Raw genomic sequence first — 17,028 nt, forward strand, 5'->3', positions numbered from 1 at the left:
AAAGTAAGTCATCTTTACGATATGAAATGTTTAAGCGTCTCAACACAGGTGGTGAGATCCTTGCTTCTCAAGAAATACGTAATTGTTCTGCAATAATTCTAGGAGAAGATGGTGTTGAGTTCTACACCTTTTTACTAGAGATGACTGATCATGCTACTTTCAAGAATTGTATAGAAACTCTTGCACAAGCTGATAAAGAAAAAAAGGGAGATGAAGAACTAGTGTTAAGGTTTTTTGCTGCTAAAAATGCTCAAGATTTATTTAAAGGGAGTGTTCGTGATTGGCTAGATGACTACATGGAGAATATAATCCTTAAAAAAATAGATTTTGAATATGAAACTGAAATGGAAAACTTTAGAAGTTTATTTTCATTTATCAATGAAATAATGGGAAATGGAGCATTTGTTAAATATAGAGGTAACAATCCCATTGGAGGTCTTGCCCCTGCTTATTATGAAGCAATCACAGTCGGCATTTTTCAGGTGTTGGAGCAAATTCGTAATGTACAAAATGATTTAGTGAAACAGAAAATAATTAATACAGTTCAAACAGAGCGATTCAGACAATATACTGGCTCTGGGGCTAATAAACGAGACAAGTTACAAGGCAGGATTGAGACTATTAAAAATGCTTTATTGGAATTAGTCTAAATGAGTAATTGGTATGTAGAACTGGACAAAGATTTAAACTGGCGAGAGGCGGAGCTTACCTCATTGAAAGTACAGTTAATTACAACAACTAAGGGGACTGTAGCACACAAAGTACTTTTACGTGCAATGTGGGCTTTATTATATGCACATTATGAAGGTTTCTGTAAGTTTGCGTGGGATTTATATCTTGATGAACTCTAAAAAGCAGGTGTCAAGAGAAAAGAGTGTAAAGATGAAATAGCGAGACTTTCACTGCAAAAACAATTTAAGGAATTAAGAGGAGACTTGTCTTCAGAAAATATTTGGAACTTCGTTCAGATAAACTTGAAAAATCTACTAGAAGAAAATATAGATTTTCAAGTAAAACTTGAAACTGATTCAAATTTATACCCGAACGTATTGATGGATAATTCACGTCAAGTATGTCTTGATTGTATATTAGTTGATCAATATAAAATTGAGCTAAAAACATTAGTTGTGAGAAGAAATTATATCGCTCATGGTAAAGAAATGACTATTCAAGATATTACAGAATATCAAAAATATGAAAAGGCGGCTTTAGAGGTCATGCATGAATTAGCCATATCTATTGTTGAATGCTTAGATAAAAAACTATATCTAAAAATTCCGTAGGCGATACTAAAATAAAATTCAGGAAAACTAAAATAATTATAAGAAGCATGAGGACTTGTTTGAGATGCGATCACTTTCAAAATCGTCTGCTAAAATACATCAATCCTTTGGTAATTCCCCAAATTTTTGCTGATACTGTAACAGAAGTTCCTTTAGCGTTAAATCGATGCCAAAAAATCAATTATTACGTTTTGTCCAAATGGAATTAAGTAAAATCAGTAGGAAATTGGGAATCAAATTTTGATCTTCTTTGTCCACAGGCGTATCGTCAGAACAAGGTAGTCTTTCAATACTTGGTAACATTCGTTTTAGCTTAGCCTTCTTCTGTCACTTTCCGGTAGGGCAATCTCTAGAAGCTTTATCAGTCAATCAATACAAGCTATCGTATTACAAAAACTTGGTTATTGTATTTGTTATTAGGAAAAATCTTGCGATCGCTTCATATACAAAAGCTCTAGAATTCAGAAATAGCAAAAGTTTTCGGAGAGTGACAGAAGAAGGTTAGGTTGAACCAGAAGCCTATCGTTAACACAGTCAGTAATCGTTATTCTAATCACTTCTCAAGGCGTTCACTATGAAAGCTTTTAGTTACCAACCACTGGCTCTTTTCTAAAAGGCACAGTTGCAGACAGATTTTAAGGAAATATCGCTAGCTCAGTTTCCGGCTCAAAAAAGTGAATTTTATCGGGACTCAGCGATAACCACAATTGCTCACCCATACGTACTAATCGGTCTGGTGGTACTCGCACTTGTAAGTAATTGCCTGTATTGGCATTAGAACCTGGTTCGGCAAGTCTAACAGTAAGAAAACTATCGTTGCCAAGGTTCTCCACCACGTCTACTTGCGCTGGTAGATTCTTGGTAGCAGGCGCACTCAAACTTAAGTGTTCTGGGCGAATACCTAAAATTAGGGTTTGCCCATCGTATTTTTGCAGAGCTTTTCCCCAGACTTCTGGAAGTGTCAAACGAAACTGAGAATGAGTAATTAGCAGGGGAGCATGAAATTCCACAGGAATGAAATTCATCGGCGGTGAGCCAATGAACTCTGCCACAAAACGGTTAGCAGGGTAGTTGTAAAGTTCCAGTGGTGCAGCAACTTGTTGAATCTTCCCCTCAGACATAATGGCGATGCGATCGCCCATTGTCATCGCTTCTGTTTGGTCGTGAGTGACGTAAATCGTCGTTGTTCCCAAATGGCGTTGTAATTTGACAATTTGAGCGCGGGTTTCCGCACGCAGTTTGGCATCTAAGTTTGAAAGCGGTTCATCCATTAAAAACACTTGGGGATTACGCGCGATCGCCCGTCCCAATGCAACTCGTTGTCTTTGCCCTCCAGACAACTGTTTAGGTAAGCGATTCAACAAAGTTTCAATTTGCAACAGTTGAGCAACATTACGCACTTGCTCATTCACCACTCGTTCTTTGTCAGAAATGTAGCGGAGTCCTTTAGGCAACTTTCTGGTTACACCCACAAATAAATTTTCTGACCATTGGGCAATTCCTTCCTCCCCTCCTCCCCGGCGACGCAGTCCAAAGGCAATATTGTCGTACACCGTCATGTGCGGGTAGAGAGCATAATTTTGAAACACCATTGCGATGTCTCGTTCCTTGGGTGGTAAGTCATTGATTAAGCGATCGCCCACCCAGATATTGCCGCCGGTCATAGCCTCCAAACCGGCGATTAACCGTAAAAGGGTGCTTTTACCACAACCAGAAGGCCCCACCAGCACCATAAACTCCCCATCTGCGATCGTCAGGTTAATCCGCCGCAAGACATTGACGCTTTCTGCACGTTCTCGCGCTGCATCAGTTTCCTCTCCAGATTGGAGTGGGAGTTGGTTTTGTGAGACAACATTTTCCCCTTTACGCGAGGAAAAACTTTTATAAACGTTTTCTAAAACAACTTGCGTCACGAGTGTTACTTTTTGTCAATAGTCAAGAGCGAATAGTCAAGAATCAATAGTTAAGAGTCAAAATTACTTTGGACTCCGGACTTTTAACCCTAGACTCCGCGCAGTGGTGGACACACAGAGAAGTCTGAGCGGTTCGCGGAGGGAGCGTCTCGTAGAGAGGCTTCCGACGCTCCTACGTCGCTAACGCTGCGCTATCCGTTGGCGCAGCCTCTCGTAGAGAAGGCATCAGAACTTCGCAGACAAAGGACGGTTTGGCGCCTATATATAGTACACATTCTTTTTAGTCTTGATTATTCTTTTTATAGCGCGAAGTCGCCCTCAACTGACGCTTTAGCTATCATAGAAGCCTCTATAGCAGTCGTGAAGCAGCAAAACGCTGGTGTAGTCTGAGAAGTTTAATTAAGATATATATCGAACCACAGATAAATACCAGTGTTTATACTGGAGTTCAAAGCGTTGGCTTCGCCGCTCTGACTTTTCTCTGTGTTCATCTATGGTTCCTTTTAGTCTTACGTTACGATTTCTGCAAGAAGTCTACTGATTACGGCAACCAAAAGTCAGGCAAGATAGATTTACCCAAGTTACGTACTGTTTGGTTGAGTGTTCTTGCCACTTGTATATGCATCTCATCCTCCTCAACTGGTAGAATTTCCGCTGTTGTGCCTTGACCCAAATAGGACACTACTAAATTTGCCGCCTCCAAACCAGTAACATAAGCCTTTTCCTGTGACCAGGAACCATGACGATTCGCAATCCAATCCCCACTCATAAACACATTTTCAAAACTTGTCTTAGCTGGCAACATATAGCGGTAGCTACCAGGTGCAAAGTGAGTCACCGCATTTGGTAGCCGAATTACACTGCTATCAATTACCTTTGCCTCCCGAAATGCTGGCACACAAGTTGCTAAATAACGCTGAACTATTGTCACAATTTCCTCATCACTCAAACTTAGAAACTGATTTGCATGATAGAAGTCAGCTTCAATAACTGTTCCTGGCTCATTTTTATATTCATCATGTAGAGCATTCAAGTCAAAAAACGTCCATCCTGTGGTTGTATCGAATCCAAAGCAAGCATTAGAAGGACGAGATATATGAATTTTGCGGTCAAACCACAGCCGAGTTGCTAAAACATCAATTGCCCCTAAATTGCTCAAATTGCGGAATTCTTCACGGCTTTGTAAGTTAGGGCTAGTTGAGACAATTTTCTTCATGCCAGTAATACCTACTGCAAAAATTACAGCATCGGCATCAAATACTTCATCACCGCAAACTACACCTGTTGCCCGCTGATTACTATCAATAATTAAGTCTGTAACTCGACGCTGAGGAAGAACTTGCACACCAGCTTTTCCAATACGTTCCACCCAAGGACGAAATATCTTTTCCCCTACAGTTCCTCGACACCAAACCACATCAAAATCGGGTTGATGCGCCAAAATAAAAAAGTAAAGCATCCCTAAAGTTGCGGCGGCTGAACATTGTTCGCCAGGGGCAAACAAGCCCACTAACAACATTGGTTCAAAGGCTTCTCGGTAAAGTCGCGCAGAAACGCCAAAATCTTTAAACAACTCACGGGCAGTTACAAAATCATAACGTCGCCAAGCCGCATCAGTATTGTCAAAATCTACAACAGCATAAAGTAAAGGCAGGGCACTGAGACGGTCAATTAGTGGTAGCCGTTTAAACTGAGTGTAGAGAAAAGTTCCTACTGGGGAGGGAAGTCTAGGTAAGTCTTGAAAAATCGGTGATTCAACTTCCAAACCAGCTGGCGAATATTGCGAGGAACGAGTCCAAGTAGTAAAGGGGTTAATTCCTAATTCATTGATTAAAGAAAAAATATTTCTGTAAGGATACCAGAAACCATGAATACCCGCTTCTACAGATTTTCCTGCTCCTGTTTTCCAACCTGCTACCAGTCCACCAGGATAGGGGCCAGCTTCTAGAAGTGTCACATCATAACCTTGTCTTGACAAATGGTAGGTTGCTCCTAAACCAGCCCAACCTGCACCTACAACTACCACTCGTTTTTTTTGTGACTCTTCTATCATCCTAGCCTCCAATTGTTGTAGCCCATCAACTAATGTATCCGAACTTGCGTTCAGATAAGCTTCAGGAGGTTATTAGACTTTAGAAAAAATAATTCTTTCTTTTATCGACTCATTCTAGGCGACTAAGTAAATGATACTTGCTGATAATGCTGAGTTGAGAGTATAACAGAGAACAGACTTAACTCTTCATGAGGCATAATCGTAATGACTCAATTAGCAAATGCTAAATTCAGTCTGAATGACTTTGAATTACAAGATGGCATTTATTTTCCCAGTGACTACGAACAGTTAAATAAGACTAAACACAAACAAACATGGGACAAAATTGGTAAGACATACTATGGTTCCCAAAAAATTGAGCAACTTGCAGAAACTTCACCTATTAAAGAAGATTACACTCTATTAACTGGCAGACCTGGAGGTACTTGGAATAAATTCCCTCTAAATAAATCTGTAGATTCTATTCTAGAACTAGGTTGTGGTTACGGTCGCGCTCCTTTACATCTCTCTAAAGATAAAAATTTGAGATGCCAAAAATATTATGGGATTGATATTTCTGAACCTTTGTTACGTCGTTTAATTAAGGTTAAACAAGAATATGATTTTTTCCCTGGTTCTGAATTTAACTTAATTTGCACTTCCGCGGAAATATTACCTCTAGAAGATAATTCTATAGATTTGGTAATTTCTAACTGCGTCTTTATGCATATACCAGATGCACAATTAAGAAATCTGTTGTCTGAAATATCTCGCGTACTCAAGCCTGGTGGAATTTTTGTTTTCAATCATTCTTTTCACAACAAGTTCTGTCCTTCTCATATTATTCACAACTTTATTAGAAGGCTGAACCTATTTTCAAGAAACCCAGTTTACCTTAAGCAATATTCAGCCATTGAAATTGAGGAAATGTTGGCTGATGCTGGCATAAAAACGAAGTGTCCGCAATACACTGTCGAACCCACAGAAGAATATGCAATTTTACCGGAAACCATCAAAGGAATTCCAATGCCTTTTGCTAAAGCTATTAATAGAAGTCTCAAGCCATCAGATGCTTTGAAAGGAACTTTGGCTTATGGTTTTAGTGCTTACAGTACTCAACTTGATTAATTAAATAATTCGCTCTGGCGACTTTTAATCTGCGATTAAAATAAAGAGACGTTGCATTGCAACGTCTCTACAATGGTTTATCTGCCGCATTATTTTTTAAATAGGTATATACTATATTAAAATTATCTGCGATCGCACTGCTGCCAGTGGTACATAATCTCATTGCTTTAGCGATCGTTCATTCAAATAATAGTGCCATAATAAACGAGTGGCTAATGCTCTCCACGGTCGCCACTTTTCGGCAATACTCTCTATTTCCTGTGGTGTGGGTCTTTGTTGCAATCGTTTCACTTTCTGTATTGCCAATGCTAACCCTAAGTCTCCCTTTGGTAAACTATCTGGTCGCCGCAATGCCATCAATAAATATATATCAACTGTCCAGTCTCCAATACCTTTACTCTTTTTGAGAACAGAACGTACATCCTCATCATCCATTCCGCTAAGAGTAAGTAAATCAAGCTGTCCAGTAATTATAGACTCTGCTAACAAGCGCCCATAAAGAGCTTTTTGCCTGCTGAAACCAATTTTTTTGATTTGGTCATCATTTAAAGTCAAAAATCGCTCTGGAGTAATTGATAATATACTTTGTTGCAACCGCTCAAAAACTGCTTTAGCTGATGCTAGAGATACTTGTTGTTCTAAGATGATTTGAATCAGTGTTGCAAAGCCTGGTTTGCGTACCCAAAGAGGTGGAGAACCCAAAGATTGAAGAATATCTGCTAAGTCTGAATCGCGTGAAGCAATAACTTTCAAACCATAAGCAAAGTTTTGATTATTCAATGTTTCTAACATTTTTATAGAGAAGTAATTAAGCTAAACAATTTCAGTATCTCTAAGTTTTATGATTATTTGGGCTGCTTTTATTAACGGAAACGGGTTTTACAATCATATCTAATAATCTGTCTCATCATCGCCATGATGTGGTTAAAAGTTCCAAGTAAATCTTAAGCAGATTTATATCTGCGTACATTCAATATTTATTTAGCTTATGTACATTTTATCTCTATAGAAAAAGAATCGATATCTAAACGCCAATTTTTTCAACAAATTTTGGATGAAATAGGCGATGCCTACGGCGGTAAACTACGCATTAAACAGTGAAATGCTCTGTTAGGAAAAGCCAAGCTGTTCTAAAAAGCCCACAGCAGCAAGTTGCGATTATTGCACCCGCAGTATATCACAAACCTGGAATTATAAACGATGATGCTGATACTTTCTAAGATTCGGAGTCACCACCTACGATTAAATACTGACGGCATCAGGAAAATCACATTAACAAGATGAAGTATTCATAGGCGGTGAATATCAGATATCAAGCCTGATCGGAAAAGCATTCAAATGCGAGTCAGTAAGCATGAGCCAAAATTTACCAGAAAAGGCATCACTTAAATTTTTTTTAATTGATTGTCACGAGATATGTCTAAATGGAACAATCGAGGTGCTACGCTCTCAGTACCCAGATGCTAAAATTCTCACTGCTCAAACCGCCGAAAGCACTATAAATCAAGTGTCGGTTTTGCAGCCCGATCTTGTTGTAATCGATATTTATATTCCAGACAAGCCTGGAAAGATAGTATCAACTAATATAGGTATGCAACTTCTTACAAATTTGATGGAGAATTATTCCAACCTGAATATCGTTGTTCAAAGCGCCCATATTCGGACATTGGTGAGGATGAAGCCTGAGATTGACGCCCACAAAGGAGGCTTTACTGTTGCTGATAAAAGTCTTTCTAGTCAGAAAATGCTCGCTAGAGTTAAATGGGCATTACAGGGATTAACTCATACGAAAGATATTAAGGATATTTATTCGGAATTAGAAGTCAAACCAGAGTGGCGAATGCTGCTGACTCTAGCGTTTCAAGAAGGATTACAAGATAAGGCGATCGCTCAACGTATTAGTGTATCTGAACGCATGGTACGTCACTATTGGGATAAGCTGCAAAATGCTTTAGGAATTGATGGTGAAGAATTAAAAAATCAAGGAAAAAATCTGCGAATCATAACTCAAATTCGAGCCAGAGAAGCAGGTTTAATTGATTGACAAGCTGCACAATTTATGGATAGCACTCACTTATTACCGGCAGCTAAAACTTGTTCAACTGTAAGCGCAATTTCTGGGAAAGTTGCAGATACAATTTGCTGACTTCCGCTAAACTCTTTTTCCTCGTACAATCCTTCTTCCAACAATAAAATCGTAATTTTTGACTTGATTGGGTCTACAATCCAATATTCAGGAATCTCCAGCGCTGCATATTCAGAACGTTTGTGACGATAATCGCGTTTCACTGAATCAAGACTGACAACTTCCACTACTAATATCGGCGCAGACTGACAAACAGCAGACTCATCAAGAAATTCCATCACCTGTTCAGCCGTTACAACATAAACATCAGGCAATCTTGACTTCCGCCATCCCGTTCTCACCCCCGCCTCTCTAAAGCATAGCCAAGGTAAACTCAAGCGATTGATTTCTGTGTCAAATGTCTGTTCAAGAAATTTAGCAAGTAGTAAATGTCTGAAAGTAGGTGGATTCATACGTTCAAGTTTCCCATCCACCAGTTCATAACGGTTATCAGTACCATCGTCATAAGCAAGATATTCTTCAAAAGAGTACAGACGCTCTGTAGTTATCTGTGTCATGATGTAACCTCTAATAAAGGGTTTTTTGAGGTAGTTCTCAGAGCTTATAACGCTACTACCTCTATCAATAGACTATTCTACCGTTACGGACTTGGCTAAATTCCTTGGCTGATCGACATCCAAACCGCGACGGGCGGCAATATGATAGGCCAATAATTGTAAGGGAACTACCGTGAGAATGGGAGAAAGTAACTCTTCCACATTTGAAACGGGGAGTAAGTCGTTAAAGATCTCTGCTGCTTCGCCATCGTTAACCGGAGTGACACCAATTAAACGAGAATCTCTGGCTTTTGCTTCTTGGGCGTTAGAAATAACTTTTTCGTAAACACTACCAGGAATTGCGATCGCCACTACAGGTACTTTCGCATCTAAAAGGGCTATGGGCCCGTGCTTCATTTCTCCAGCAGGATACCCTTCGGCGTGAATATAGCTGATTTCTTTTAATTTCAACGCTCCTTCTAAAGCAATAGGAAAGTTAATTCCCCTTCCCACAAAGATAAAATCCTGGGTTTCAGCAAATTCGTGGGCTAGCTGTTCGGTTAAACTTTCTTGAGTTTCTAAAGTTGCTTCAATATCTTTAGGAATCTGCCTCAAACCGTCGATAATCTTCTCTAAAGTGTCTGGAGAAATTGTTTGACGATGATAAGCTAAATCCAATGCCAAAGCGTAAAACGCCATTAGTTGAGCGGTAAAAGTTTTTGTCGCCGCTACCCCAATTTCAATTCCCGCCAAGGTATTGATGATATGTGACACCATATGACCGAGACTGCTTTCTGGGCGATTGGTAATACCTAGCAGTCGGGCTTGATATTTAGGTTCTTTGTCTTGGCGACGTTCTTTTTCCATCGCTAAAGCTGCCAAGGTATCAGCAGTTTCACCTGATTGAGTAACACCAATAATTAACGTATTAGGCGTTAGTGGTGATGGTGCATAGCGATACTCAGAAGCATAATGTACTTGAGTAGAAATTCCTGCTAACTGTTCGATTAAATATTTTCCTACTAATGCTGCGTGCCAACTTGTACCGCAGGCGACAATATGAATTTGTTCTAAATCAGTATAGAATTTCTCAGGCAAACCAAGATTAATTGGCGACTGAGTAGATGCAATGGCTGGATTGACATCAGGATTAAAGTAAGCTTCTAAACTGGCTCTTACTACCCCTGGTTGCTCGTGAATTTCCTTGAGCATGAAGTGTTTGAATCCCTGTTTTTCTACCATCGTGGGATTCAAGTTGAGCATTCGGGGTTGTTTTTTCAACCTGTCACCAGCAAAGTTGTAAATCTCAACACCCAATGGTGTCAGACGGGCGATTTCACCATTTTCCAGTGGTAACACTGCACTAGTATGAGCAACGATCGCAGGTGTGTCAGAAGCACAAAAGAACTCGCCTTGACCAAAACCAATCACCAAGGGCGCATTTTGGCGGACAGCAATTAGCTCATCTGGATAGTCAGCAGAAATAATTGCTAGTGCAAACGCCCCCTTCAAACGCTTAACAGCTTGGCGAACTGCTTCTAGGAAGGGAGAGGGAGAGAACGGAAGAGGGGAAGAAGGAGGATTTTTTAATAATTCAGCTATTAGGTGGGGAATAACTTCTGTATCGGTTTCGGAACGGAACTCGTGACCTTTTTGTTTAAGTTCTTCGCGTAACTCGCGGTAATTTTCAATAATACCATTTTGGATCACTGCTACTCGCTTTGCTGTATCCAAATGGGGATGGGCGTTGTACTCTTCTGGTTTACCATGAGTTGCCCAGCGTGTATGACCAATACCAATTTGAGCGGGGGTTTCTATTTGTTCCAGTTTAGAACGCAGGTTATGCAGTTTCCCCTTTGCCCGCACACAATTCACTTCACCTTCCCAAATAGTGGCGATTCCAGCGGAATCGTAACCTCTATACTCAAGTTTTTCTAGCCCAGCTAACAAAATTTCTGTCGCTGCTTGAGTGCCTATATATCCAACGATTCCGCACATTGCTCACACCACTTTGTTTTCAGGATTATTAAATCCAGTATAGTTCTTACCACAAACGTAGCGTTTTGGCAAAGGAAAAAGGGAGCCGTATGCTCCCTCTGCCACTAGGTATTGTTATAGATTTTGGGCTTTTACAGCTAATTTTCTGCTCTTAAGCCTACGGTATCAGAGCAGTTTCTAGGAGTTGGATATCCAGAGATTACATCCCCAATCTAAAATTCAGATTTTGCAAGGCGGGCAGCGCCCACTCTACAATGCTAAAGATGCTTGCTATTGAGACACTTCAAAAAAGTCTTGAGTGCTGAGTTTTGAGTCCTGAGTGAAGAATTAAGAAATTATTTGCTCTTACTTCTTGTTTCAGCACTTAGTACTTAGCACTCAGTACTCAGTACTCAGCATTGAGCTTTTTAGTAAGCTAGACCCATACTGCGAGTAGTTTCGGCTCCTAGGTAAACCCGGATGCTCAAAAAGTCAGTGGGACAAGCTGTTTCACAGCGCTTACATCCTACGCAGTCTTCTGTACGAGGTGAAGAGGCAATTTGAGCAGCTTTGCAGCCATCCCAGGGAACCATCTCCAGCACGTCGGTAGGACAAGCGCGGACGCATTGAGTGCAACCAATGCAGGTATCGTAGATTTTTACGGTATGAGACATTGAAAAAACCGCTCCTTTCGAGTGTTCTTCTCTGCGAAAGAATCATAATCAAGGCATAGTTTACCGCAGTGCTTGATAGGCCGTAATCAAAAGGCTACATAACTTTAAACAATGTAATAGGCCTGTAGGACAATTGGTTTGTGCGAAATCATCCCTATTTCCTTACGAATCAGCAACATCACAGGTTGGTATTTACCCAACTGGCTCATTAGAACGAGGTCAAACTGTAAAGTTGCATGAAGCAACAGTCAATCTTAAAGACTAAATTGGCAGGTTATCTATAGTACTTATTGATTGGCGATTATCCACTGTTAAATTCAGCAGTTTTATGGCGAAATGTTAATTATCAATTCAAATATTCTAAATTAAACCGAAAGTGTGCTGAGACAAGCTATTGATGAAAACCTGACTTGGCGATCGCAACTTCCCAGTGTCACGAACACTTTTTTCAACCTTGTAATATCTAATGATTAATTTATCAACTGCGATCGTAGTTATTTTTCTATGTGTATAGGAACACAAAAAAGAGCAATCCGCTTAATTTTTACTTACATATGTCGTAAACCTAAACAACAGCGAATTTAAAAATATTTAAATAATTTGTTACTACTGTAGCAGCAACAACAAATAAATTACTTAACAATAGGAATCACAATGTTCAAGAAGTTAGTATTAGCAGCATTGGTAGGTAAACATGCTGACGCGGAGAGAATAAATGGTTGTAGAAATTCAACGTACAGTTGTGATTACAGGCGCGTCAACAGGAATTGGTGAGGCGTGTGCTTTACTTTTAGATAAGTTGGGTTTCTCTGTATTTGCTGGTGTGCGTAAAGATATTGATGCTCAAAAGCTCAAACAAAAAGCATCACAAAAACTCATTCCTATTTTTTTAGATGTTACTGACGCTGACTCAATTAGATTTGCAGTTGAAACATTAACAAATGCAGTCGGTAGTAGTGGGATTTTAGGTTTAGTAAATAACGCTGGAATTGCTGTTCCAGGCCCATTAGAATTAGTACCAATTGCCGAATTTCAACAGCAGATGGAGGTTAACGTCACCGGACAACTAGCAGTAACACAAGCATTTCTGGGACTATTACGCCAAGGTCGCGGTCGAATTATCAATATGGGTTCGATTAGTGGTAGAAGTGCCGCCCCGCTGCTTGGAGCTTACAATGCTTCAAAATTTGCGCTAGAAGCACTCACAGATGTGTTGCGTATGGAATTACGACCCTGGGGAATCTCGGTTTCAATTATTGAACCAGGTGCGATCGCTACCCCTATTTGGGACAAGTCTTTCACTCAAGCTGACATAGCACAACAGAATTTATCCGACTCGGCAAACTATCTCTACGGACATGCAATGAATGCTGTACGTAAGAAAGTGGGAATTATCGCGTCTAAAGGAATTTCTGCGGATATTGTAGCTCAAGCTGTTGTTCATGCACTCACTGCAAAGCAACCAAAGACCCGCTATCTTGTTGGACAAGATGCCAAAATTGCAGCAGTCCTCAAGCGTTTTTTGCCCGACAAAGTTTATGACCGTCTAATGTTATATTCAATGGGCTTATAAATTCATTATAGAAAAGAAAAAAGCAAGAAAGCCCGCATGTGACATAGAGTGAAACTAATCACAGGCGGGCTTTTTGTGAGTCAATGCTGTTTACCTTTCTTGCGCGGTTGTGGTTCAAAATTTTTTAAGCGCGTACAATCTTCTTGAATTGGCGCAGTTTACTCAACAATGGGACGATAAATTATTAGATAAGCTATTTGTGGGGCTGTATGTGTAGAAAAATAAGTTCAACTGAACAAAATAAAGATATCGTTCTTCAATTCTATGGAGCTTTCGACAGCCGGAATATTAGCCAAGCCTTGGCACTTCTCGCCCCCAATTTTGTCGCTCACATGGCTGGCATACCTACCCCTCTTGACAGTGAAGGTTTTAAACAGTTCGGTATGGCTTTCTACTTAGCCTTTACGAACGGTCAACATACATTTGACCAAGTGCTTGTTGAAGGAGATACAGTCGTTACTTGTGGAACATTTACAGCTACGCATCTTGGTGAATTCCAAGGTCTTCCTTCAACAGGTAAGCAAATTAAGTTATCAATCATGCATATTGATCGCGTTGAAAACGGCAAAATTGTAGAGCATTGGGGGCAAGGCGATGCACTTGGATTAATGCAACAGTTGGGTATTGTCTTTTTACCAGGGCCTACGCTTTTTACACATATTATTAAAAGTCTTTTATCCAAGCTATTTAAGAAGCAAACAGGAATTAATAACTTAGGGGTATGATGTCCATTTCAGGTAGCCAATATCTCGCAATCTAAGTACGCGATCGCTCCTGACTGAAATCTTGTCAAAAGGGCTTTTCAAATCAGTCAGGAGATTCAAATCTTACTTTTCTCACTTACGCCCAATGTCATAAATCAATCTCTAGGCATTACTCTTAGGTATTGATTTTAATCCATCTTCCTTAAGTTTTTTTGCGGCTATTCTTTAAATGTTGATAACAGTAAATTTTCGCCACGTTGGTAGATATCGCGTGCGTAATCAGTCCAAGCGCCTTGTCCCCAATAACGAAAACAACTGGTTTGTAGCAAAAGATTATGTAGCAAAAGACTGCGGTAGTGAGATTGTCTAGTAAAAGATTCTGCTGAGTTAATTTGCAGTAATGGATCAACCTTTTGATGGAACAAACTGCTTAATTTGTACATGGGAGTCAAAACATTTTCATATCCTTCTACCCAACTGATATGATTCGTCCACGAGGCTCCATCCATGTGAAAATTAGGGTTGATTTGCTTTAATTCTTTAATAGCATTTACTACAGCTTCGGGTTGGCAATTATCTGGTGAAACTCGTTCCCAAATATGATGTTGCCCCACTGGCTGGCAAGTTGGATAATCTTCAGGTTTACAACCAGCGGCTTCGATTAATTCCAAATATTCTGTACCACATACCCCAACAACACCTGATTTTCCTCCCCCGTGCTGCACCATGTCCCGCCAAGCTTGGTTAAAAGCGCTAGGAAATTCATTCATCATGACGCCACCATTTTCGCCATCACCAATTTGGCTAACTATTGGCGGTACAAATGTATTTCCCAGTTTTTGTTTAGATAAAGTTTTAGCTTCATAGTAAGGCTGCATTTGTGCGACTAATTTAGTATCTGAACCTTGGGTTTTTATTAAGGCTGTGATGCTAATTGTTTCGCCTTGAGAATTGCGAGCAATCAAACGGTGTGGTAAATGTTTGTGGATGAGAGATTGACCGTTAATTGTTTCTACAGAATGTTCTTGCACAAGTAGCCAACGATATCCACATTCTTTTAAAGCTTTGACAAATTCAAAGAGGGTATCGGGGTGATTTGGTAGGTGCATTTCTGGGGGTGAAAATCCTTTGACTCGCGCTAGTGCTTCCCAGCCAAAAATTGCAGCAAAATATTGTTGCCATGCGATGATATGCAATTTAATATCTGGTATGGGTGTGGAAGGAATAACGGCATGGCTCCACATTGTACCCAGCCACTCTACATAAGGTTGATAGGTGCGATCGCAAGTAATTCGTTTGAGGTTATCGAGTACGTCGCTACGTCCCATCTGTCTGAGTCCCCACAGAAGATTACCAGAGTAATCCAACATCACGCGCGGATTGCAACCTTGATTGATGAGTTCGGGAATTAACTCTCCCATGCGGCTGTAACAGTAGGCAAAAGGGCCTGCATTGTGGTTATCCCCTTCATTGGGATGTTCAAACATATATTGCAGATTGCTGATGAATGCGCCATCATGTCCAGCGGGAATAGTTGGCTGGTGCATGTGTAAGGCGATCGCAAACACAGCATTTACATCTTCTAATCGGATATTTGTTGTTGGTAAAAATACAGACTTATCATGGTTTACTACAGAGAGAACCTCTGTTTCCCAACCAGATATATTCGGCAAGCCATCAATGATTTCGGGCAAAGTAGCAAGAGTTGTAGGGAAGGAAAGCATTTCTGATTGCTCCGAAATAAAGGCTATTTAATTATCTAACCAATGCAACAGCCTGGCCGCTTTAGTTGAGATATCTTTATTAGGGAGTTAAGAGACAGACAGAAGCTTTCTGACTGCAACTTTGTATTATAAGTTTGCGTACTATTTTCAAGAAAGAATCGCCTTACAACTGCTGCAAAGCTAGCGCCACTGCTTGCAGCAGTTCCAAGACAACCTCAATCGTCTTAATTTAGTAATTGAACTATAACAACTGACGTGCAGACACGAAAGTAATCATGTTCTTGACCAGAACAAATCACTGAAACGATGCATTCTCGTCGAAAAATTCAGTTTTGGTATTAGCTTCTTGAGTTTTTCGCCAGACTGTTGTTTTCTTGGCGGGGTTGCTATTCGTAAAATCAGATCTAGCAACCAAGGAGCAAGGCGTTGACACCACACAGCTAAATGACATTGCCATCCCACTAAAATTTCTGGCGCATCTCTTTGTAGTCCAGTGACGAGTACTTGAGCCACTTGCTGGGGAGTCATGGGGATCACCCAGCGAAATAATTTTAAGTCGCGCACCATGTCTGTGTCTGTGAGAGAAGGCAGTAATGCAATCACTCGGATATTGTGTTCAGCTAATTCTCGGCGTAAGGCTTGGGTAAACCCTAAGATGGCAAACTTGGTAGCTGAGTAAGTTGCCATCGTCGGTGCAGCAACTTTCCCCATTAGGCTCGATACATTGACAATTGTCCCTTGCTTTTGGCTGGCCATGCGTCGAGCTATTAGGCTCGTCAGGGTGTACATTCCCAATAAATTCACAGAGAGTTCTTCTTGAACTTGGGGCAGTTTAGATTGCAAAAACGAGTTTTGGTATGCAACTCCCGCACAATTAACCAGTAGATGTATTGGCCCATAACTGCGCCAAAGTTGAGCAATGGCAATATTCACATCTACTGGCTGAGTCAAATCTAATGCCACGATCGCAGTCTCTATACCCATCGCCTCGATTTCGTTGGCTACTTCCACTAACTTTTGGCGATCGCGTGCTACTAATATCAGCCGTTGTATGCCTTGTTGGGCTAGTTGCAGGGCGATCGCTCTCCCAATACCACGGGAAGCCCCAGTAATTAAAGCAACCTTACCTTGAATATTCATGGGTTCTAACCTCCAGAATCTAAGTCTTACCGCATTTCTTCTGCATTGCCGACAGACACAGTTAGAATTACTCGCATCCCGGCACATGGTAAGACAAATAATTAGTTGTAATTGAAAACAGAACGGCCCTTAGCCTTTAGCAACGAGATATTTCTGGGTTAATCTGCAATACCTCACCATTAATACCTCACCATTTATCTATACGAGGCAGGAACTTCTCGCTTTTAACCCGACAATCAATTCCTAACACAGTTGGCT

General features: G+C 40.5%; 13 protein-coding genes and 1 pseudogene. 6 read left to right on the plus strand and 8 right to left on the minus strand.

Translation table 11 applies throughout. The features are described 5' to 3' along the window. Positions 1 to 26 precede the first annotated feature (26 nt). Entirely contained in the window at positions 27 to 650 is a 624-nt protein-coding gene (locus tag HCR01_RS38540) for a hypothetical protein (RefSeq protein WP_226889194.1), read from the plus strand. Beyond that, positions 651 to 1,283, plus strand: a pseudogene (locus tag HCR01_RS07875) (MAE_28990/MAE_18760 family HEPN-like nuclease). Positions 1,284 to 1,918: 635 nt separating this feature from the next. Here HCR01_RS07875 and HCR01_RS07880 read toward each other — a convergent pair. Both HCR01_RS07880 and HCR01_RS07885 read right to left on the minus strand, forming a co-directional pair. Continuing rightward, positions 1,919 to 3,196, minus strand: a complete 1,278-nt coding sequence (locus tag HCR01_RS07880) for an ABC transporter ATP-binding protein (protein WP_193195690.1) — start codon at positions 3,194 to 3,196, stop codon at positions 1,919 to 1,921. A 541-nt stretch (positions 3,197 to 3,737) separates the two neighbouring features. Further along, complete coding sequence (locus HCR01_RS07885; RefSeq protein WP_193195691.1) at positions 3,738 to 5,249, minus strand: FAD-dependent oxidoreductase; 1,512 nt, start codon at positions 5,247 to 5,249, stop codon at positions 3,738 to 3,740. 204 nt (positions 5,250 to 5,453) lie between these two features. Between HCR01_RS07885 and HCR01_RS07890 the strand changes: the two genes are divergently transcribed. Then, on the plus strand, positions 5,454 to 6,356 hold the full coding sequence (locus tag HCR01_RS07890; protein ID WP_193195692.1) for a class I SAM-dependent methyltransferase: 903 nt from the start codon (positions 5,454 to 5,456) through the stop codon (positions 6,354 to 6,356). 159 nt (positions 6,357 to 6,515) lie between these two features. On the opposite strand, the gene HCR01_RS07895 is transcribed toward HCR01_RS07890, so the two are convergent. Beyond that, on the minus strand, positions 6,516 to 7,148 hold the full coding sequence (locus HCR01_RS07895; RefSeq protein ID WP_226889195.1) for a DNA-3-methyladenine glycosylase family protein: 633 nt from the start codon (positions 7,146 to 7,148) through the stop codon (positions 6,516 to 6,518). Between the two features lie 562 nt (positions 7,149 to 7,710). Here HCR01_RS07895 and HCR01_RS07900 point away from each other — a divergent pair. Then, the gene (locus tag HCR01_RS07900) at positions 7,711 to 8,400 is read left to right on the plus strand and encodes a response regulator transcription factor (protein ID WP_193195693.1); all 690 of its coding nucleotides are present in this window, start codon (positions 7,711 to 7,713) and stop codon (positions 8,398 to 8,400) included. 26 nt (positions 8,401 to 8,426) lie between these two features. On the opposite strand, the gene HCR01_RS07905 is transcribed toward HCR01_RS07900, so the two are convergent. From HCR01_RS07905 to psaC, 3 genes are all read right to left on the minus strand, one after another. Continuing rightward, entirely contained in the window at positions 8,427 to 8,999 is a 573-nt protein-coding gene (locus tag HCR01_RS07905; RefSeq protein WP_193195694.1) for a Uma2 family endonuclease, read from the minus strand. Positions 9,000 to 9,071: 72 nt separating this feature from the next. Beyond that, a complete protein-coding gene (gene glmS, locus HCR01_RS07910) occupies positions 9,072 to 10,976 on the minus strand; it encodes a glutamine--fructose-6-phosphate transaminase (isomerizing) (RefSeq protein ID WP_193195695.1) in 1,905 nt (634 codons plus the stop codon). Positions 10,977 to 11,383: 407 nt separating this feature from the next. After that, a complete protein-coding gene (gene psaC, locus HCR01_RS07915) occupies positions 11,384 to 11,629 on the minus strand; it encodes a photosystem I iron-sulfur center protein PsaC (RefSeq protein ID WP_012411495.1) in 246 nt (81 codons plus the stop codon). Between the two features lie 715 nt (positions 11,630 to 12,344). Between psaC and HCR01_RS07920 the strand changes: the two genes are divergently transcribed. Then, on the plus strand, positions 12,345 to 13,202 hold the full coding sequence (locus HCR01_RS07920) for an SDR family oxidoreductase (RefSeq protein ID WP_193195696.1): 858 nt from the start codon (positions 12,345 to 12,347) through the stop codon (positions 13,200 to 13,202). Between the two features lie 209 nt (positions 13,203 to 13,411). After that, positions 13,412 to 13,927, plus strand: coding sequence for an ester cyclase (locus tag HCR01_RS07925; protein WP_193195697.1), 516 nt, complete (start codon positions 13,412 to 13,414; stop codon positions 13,925 to 13,927). A 197-nt stretch (positions 13,928 to 14,124) separates the two neighbouring features. On the opposite strand, the gene HCR01_RS07930 is transcribed toward HCR01_RS07925, so the two are convergent. Together HCR01_RS07930 and HCR01_RS07935 are read right to left on the minus strand one after the other, a co-directional pair. After that, the gene (locus HCR01_RS07930) at positions 14,125 to 15,630 is read right to left on the minus strand and encodes a glycosyl hydrolase family 57 (protein WP_193195698.1); all 1,506 of its coding nucleotides are present in this window, start codon (positions 15,628 to 15,630) and stop codon (positions 14,125 to 14,127) included. A 273-nt stretch (positions 15,631 to 15,903) separates the two neighbouring features. Next, positions 15,904 to 16,770: an SDR family NAD(P)-dependent oxidoreductase gene (locus HCR01_RS07935; protein WP_193195699.1), complete on the minus strand. Its 867-nt coding sequence runs from the start codon at positions 16,768 to 16,770 to the stop codon at positions 15,904 to 15,906. Positions 16,771 to 17,028 lie beyond the last annotated feature (258 nt).

Origin of the sequence: Nostoc sp. MG11 (assembly GCF_014904695.1) — a bacterium.
GTDB lineage: Bacteria > Cyanobacteriota > Cyanobacteriia > Cyanobacteriales > Nostocaceae > Komarekiella.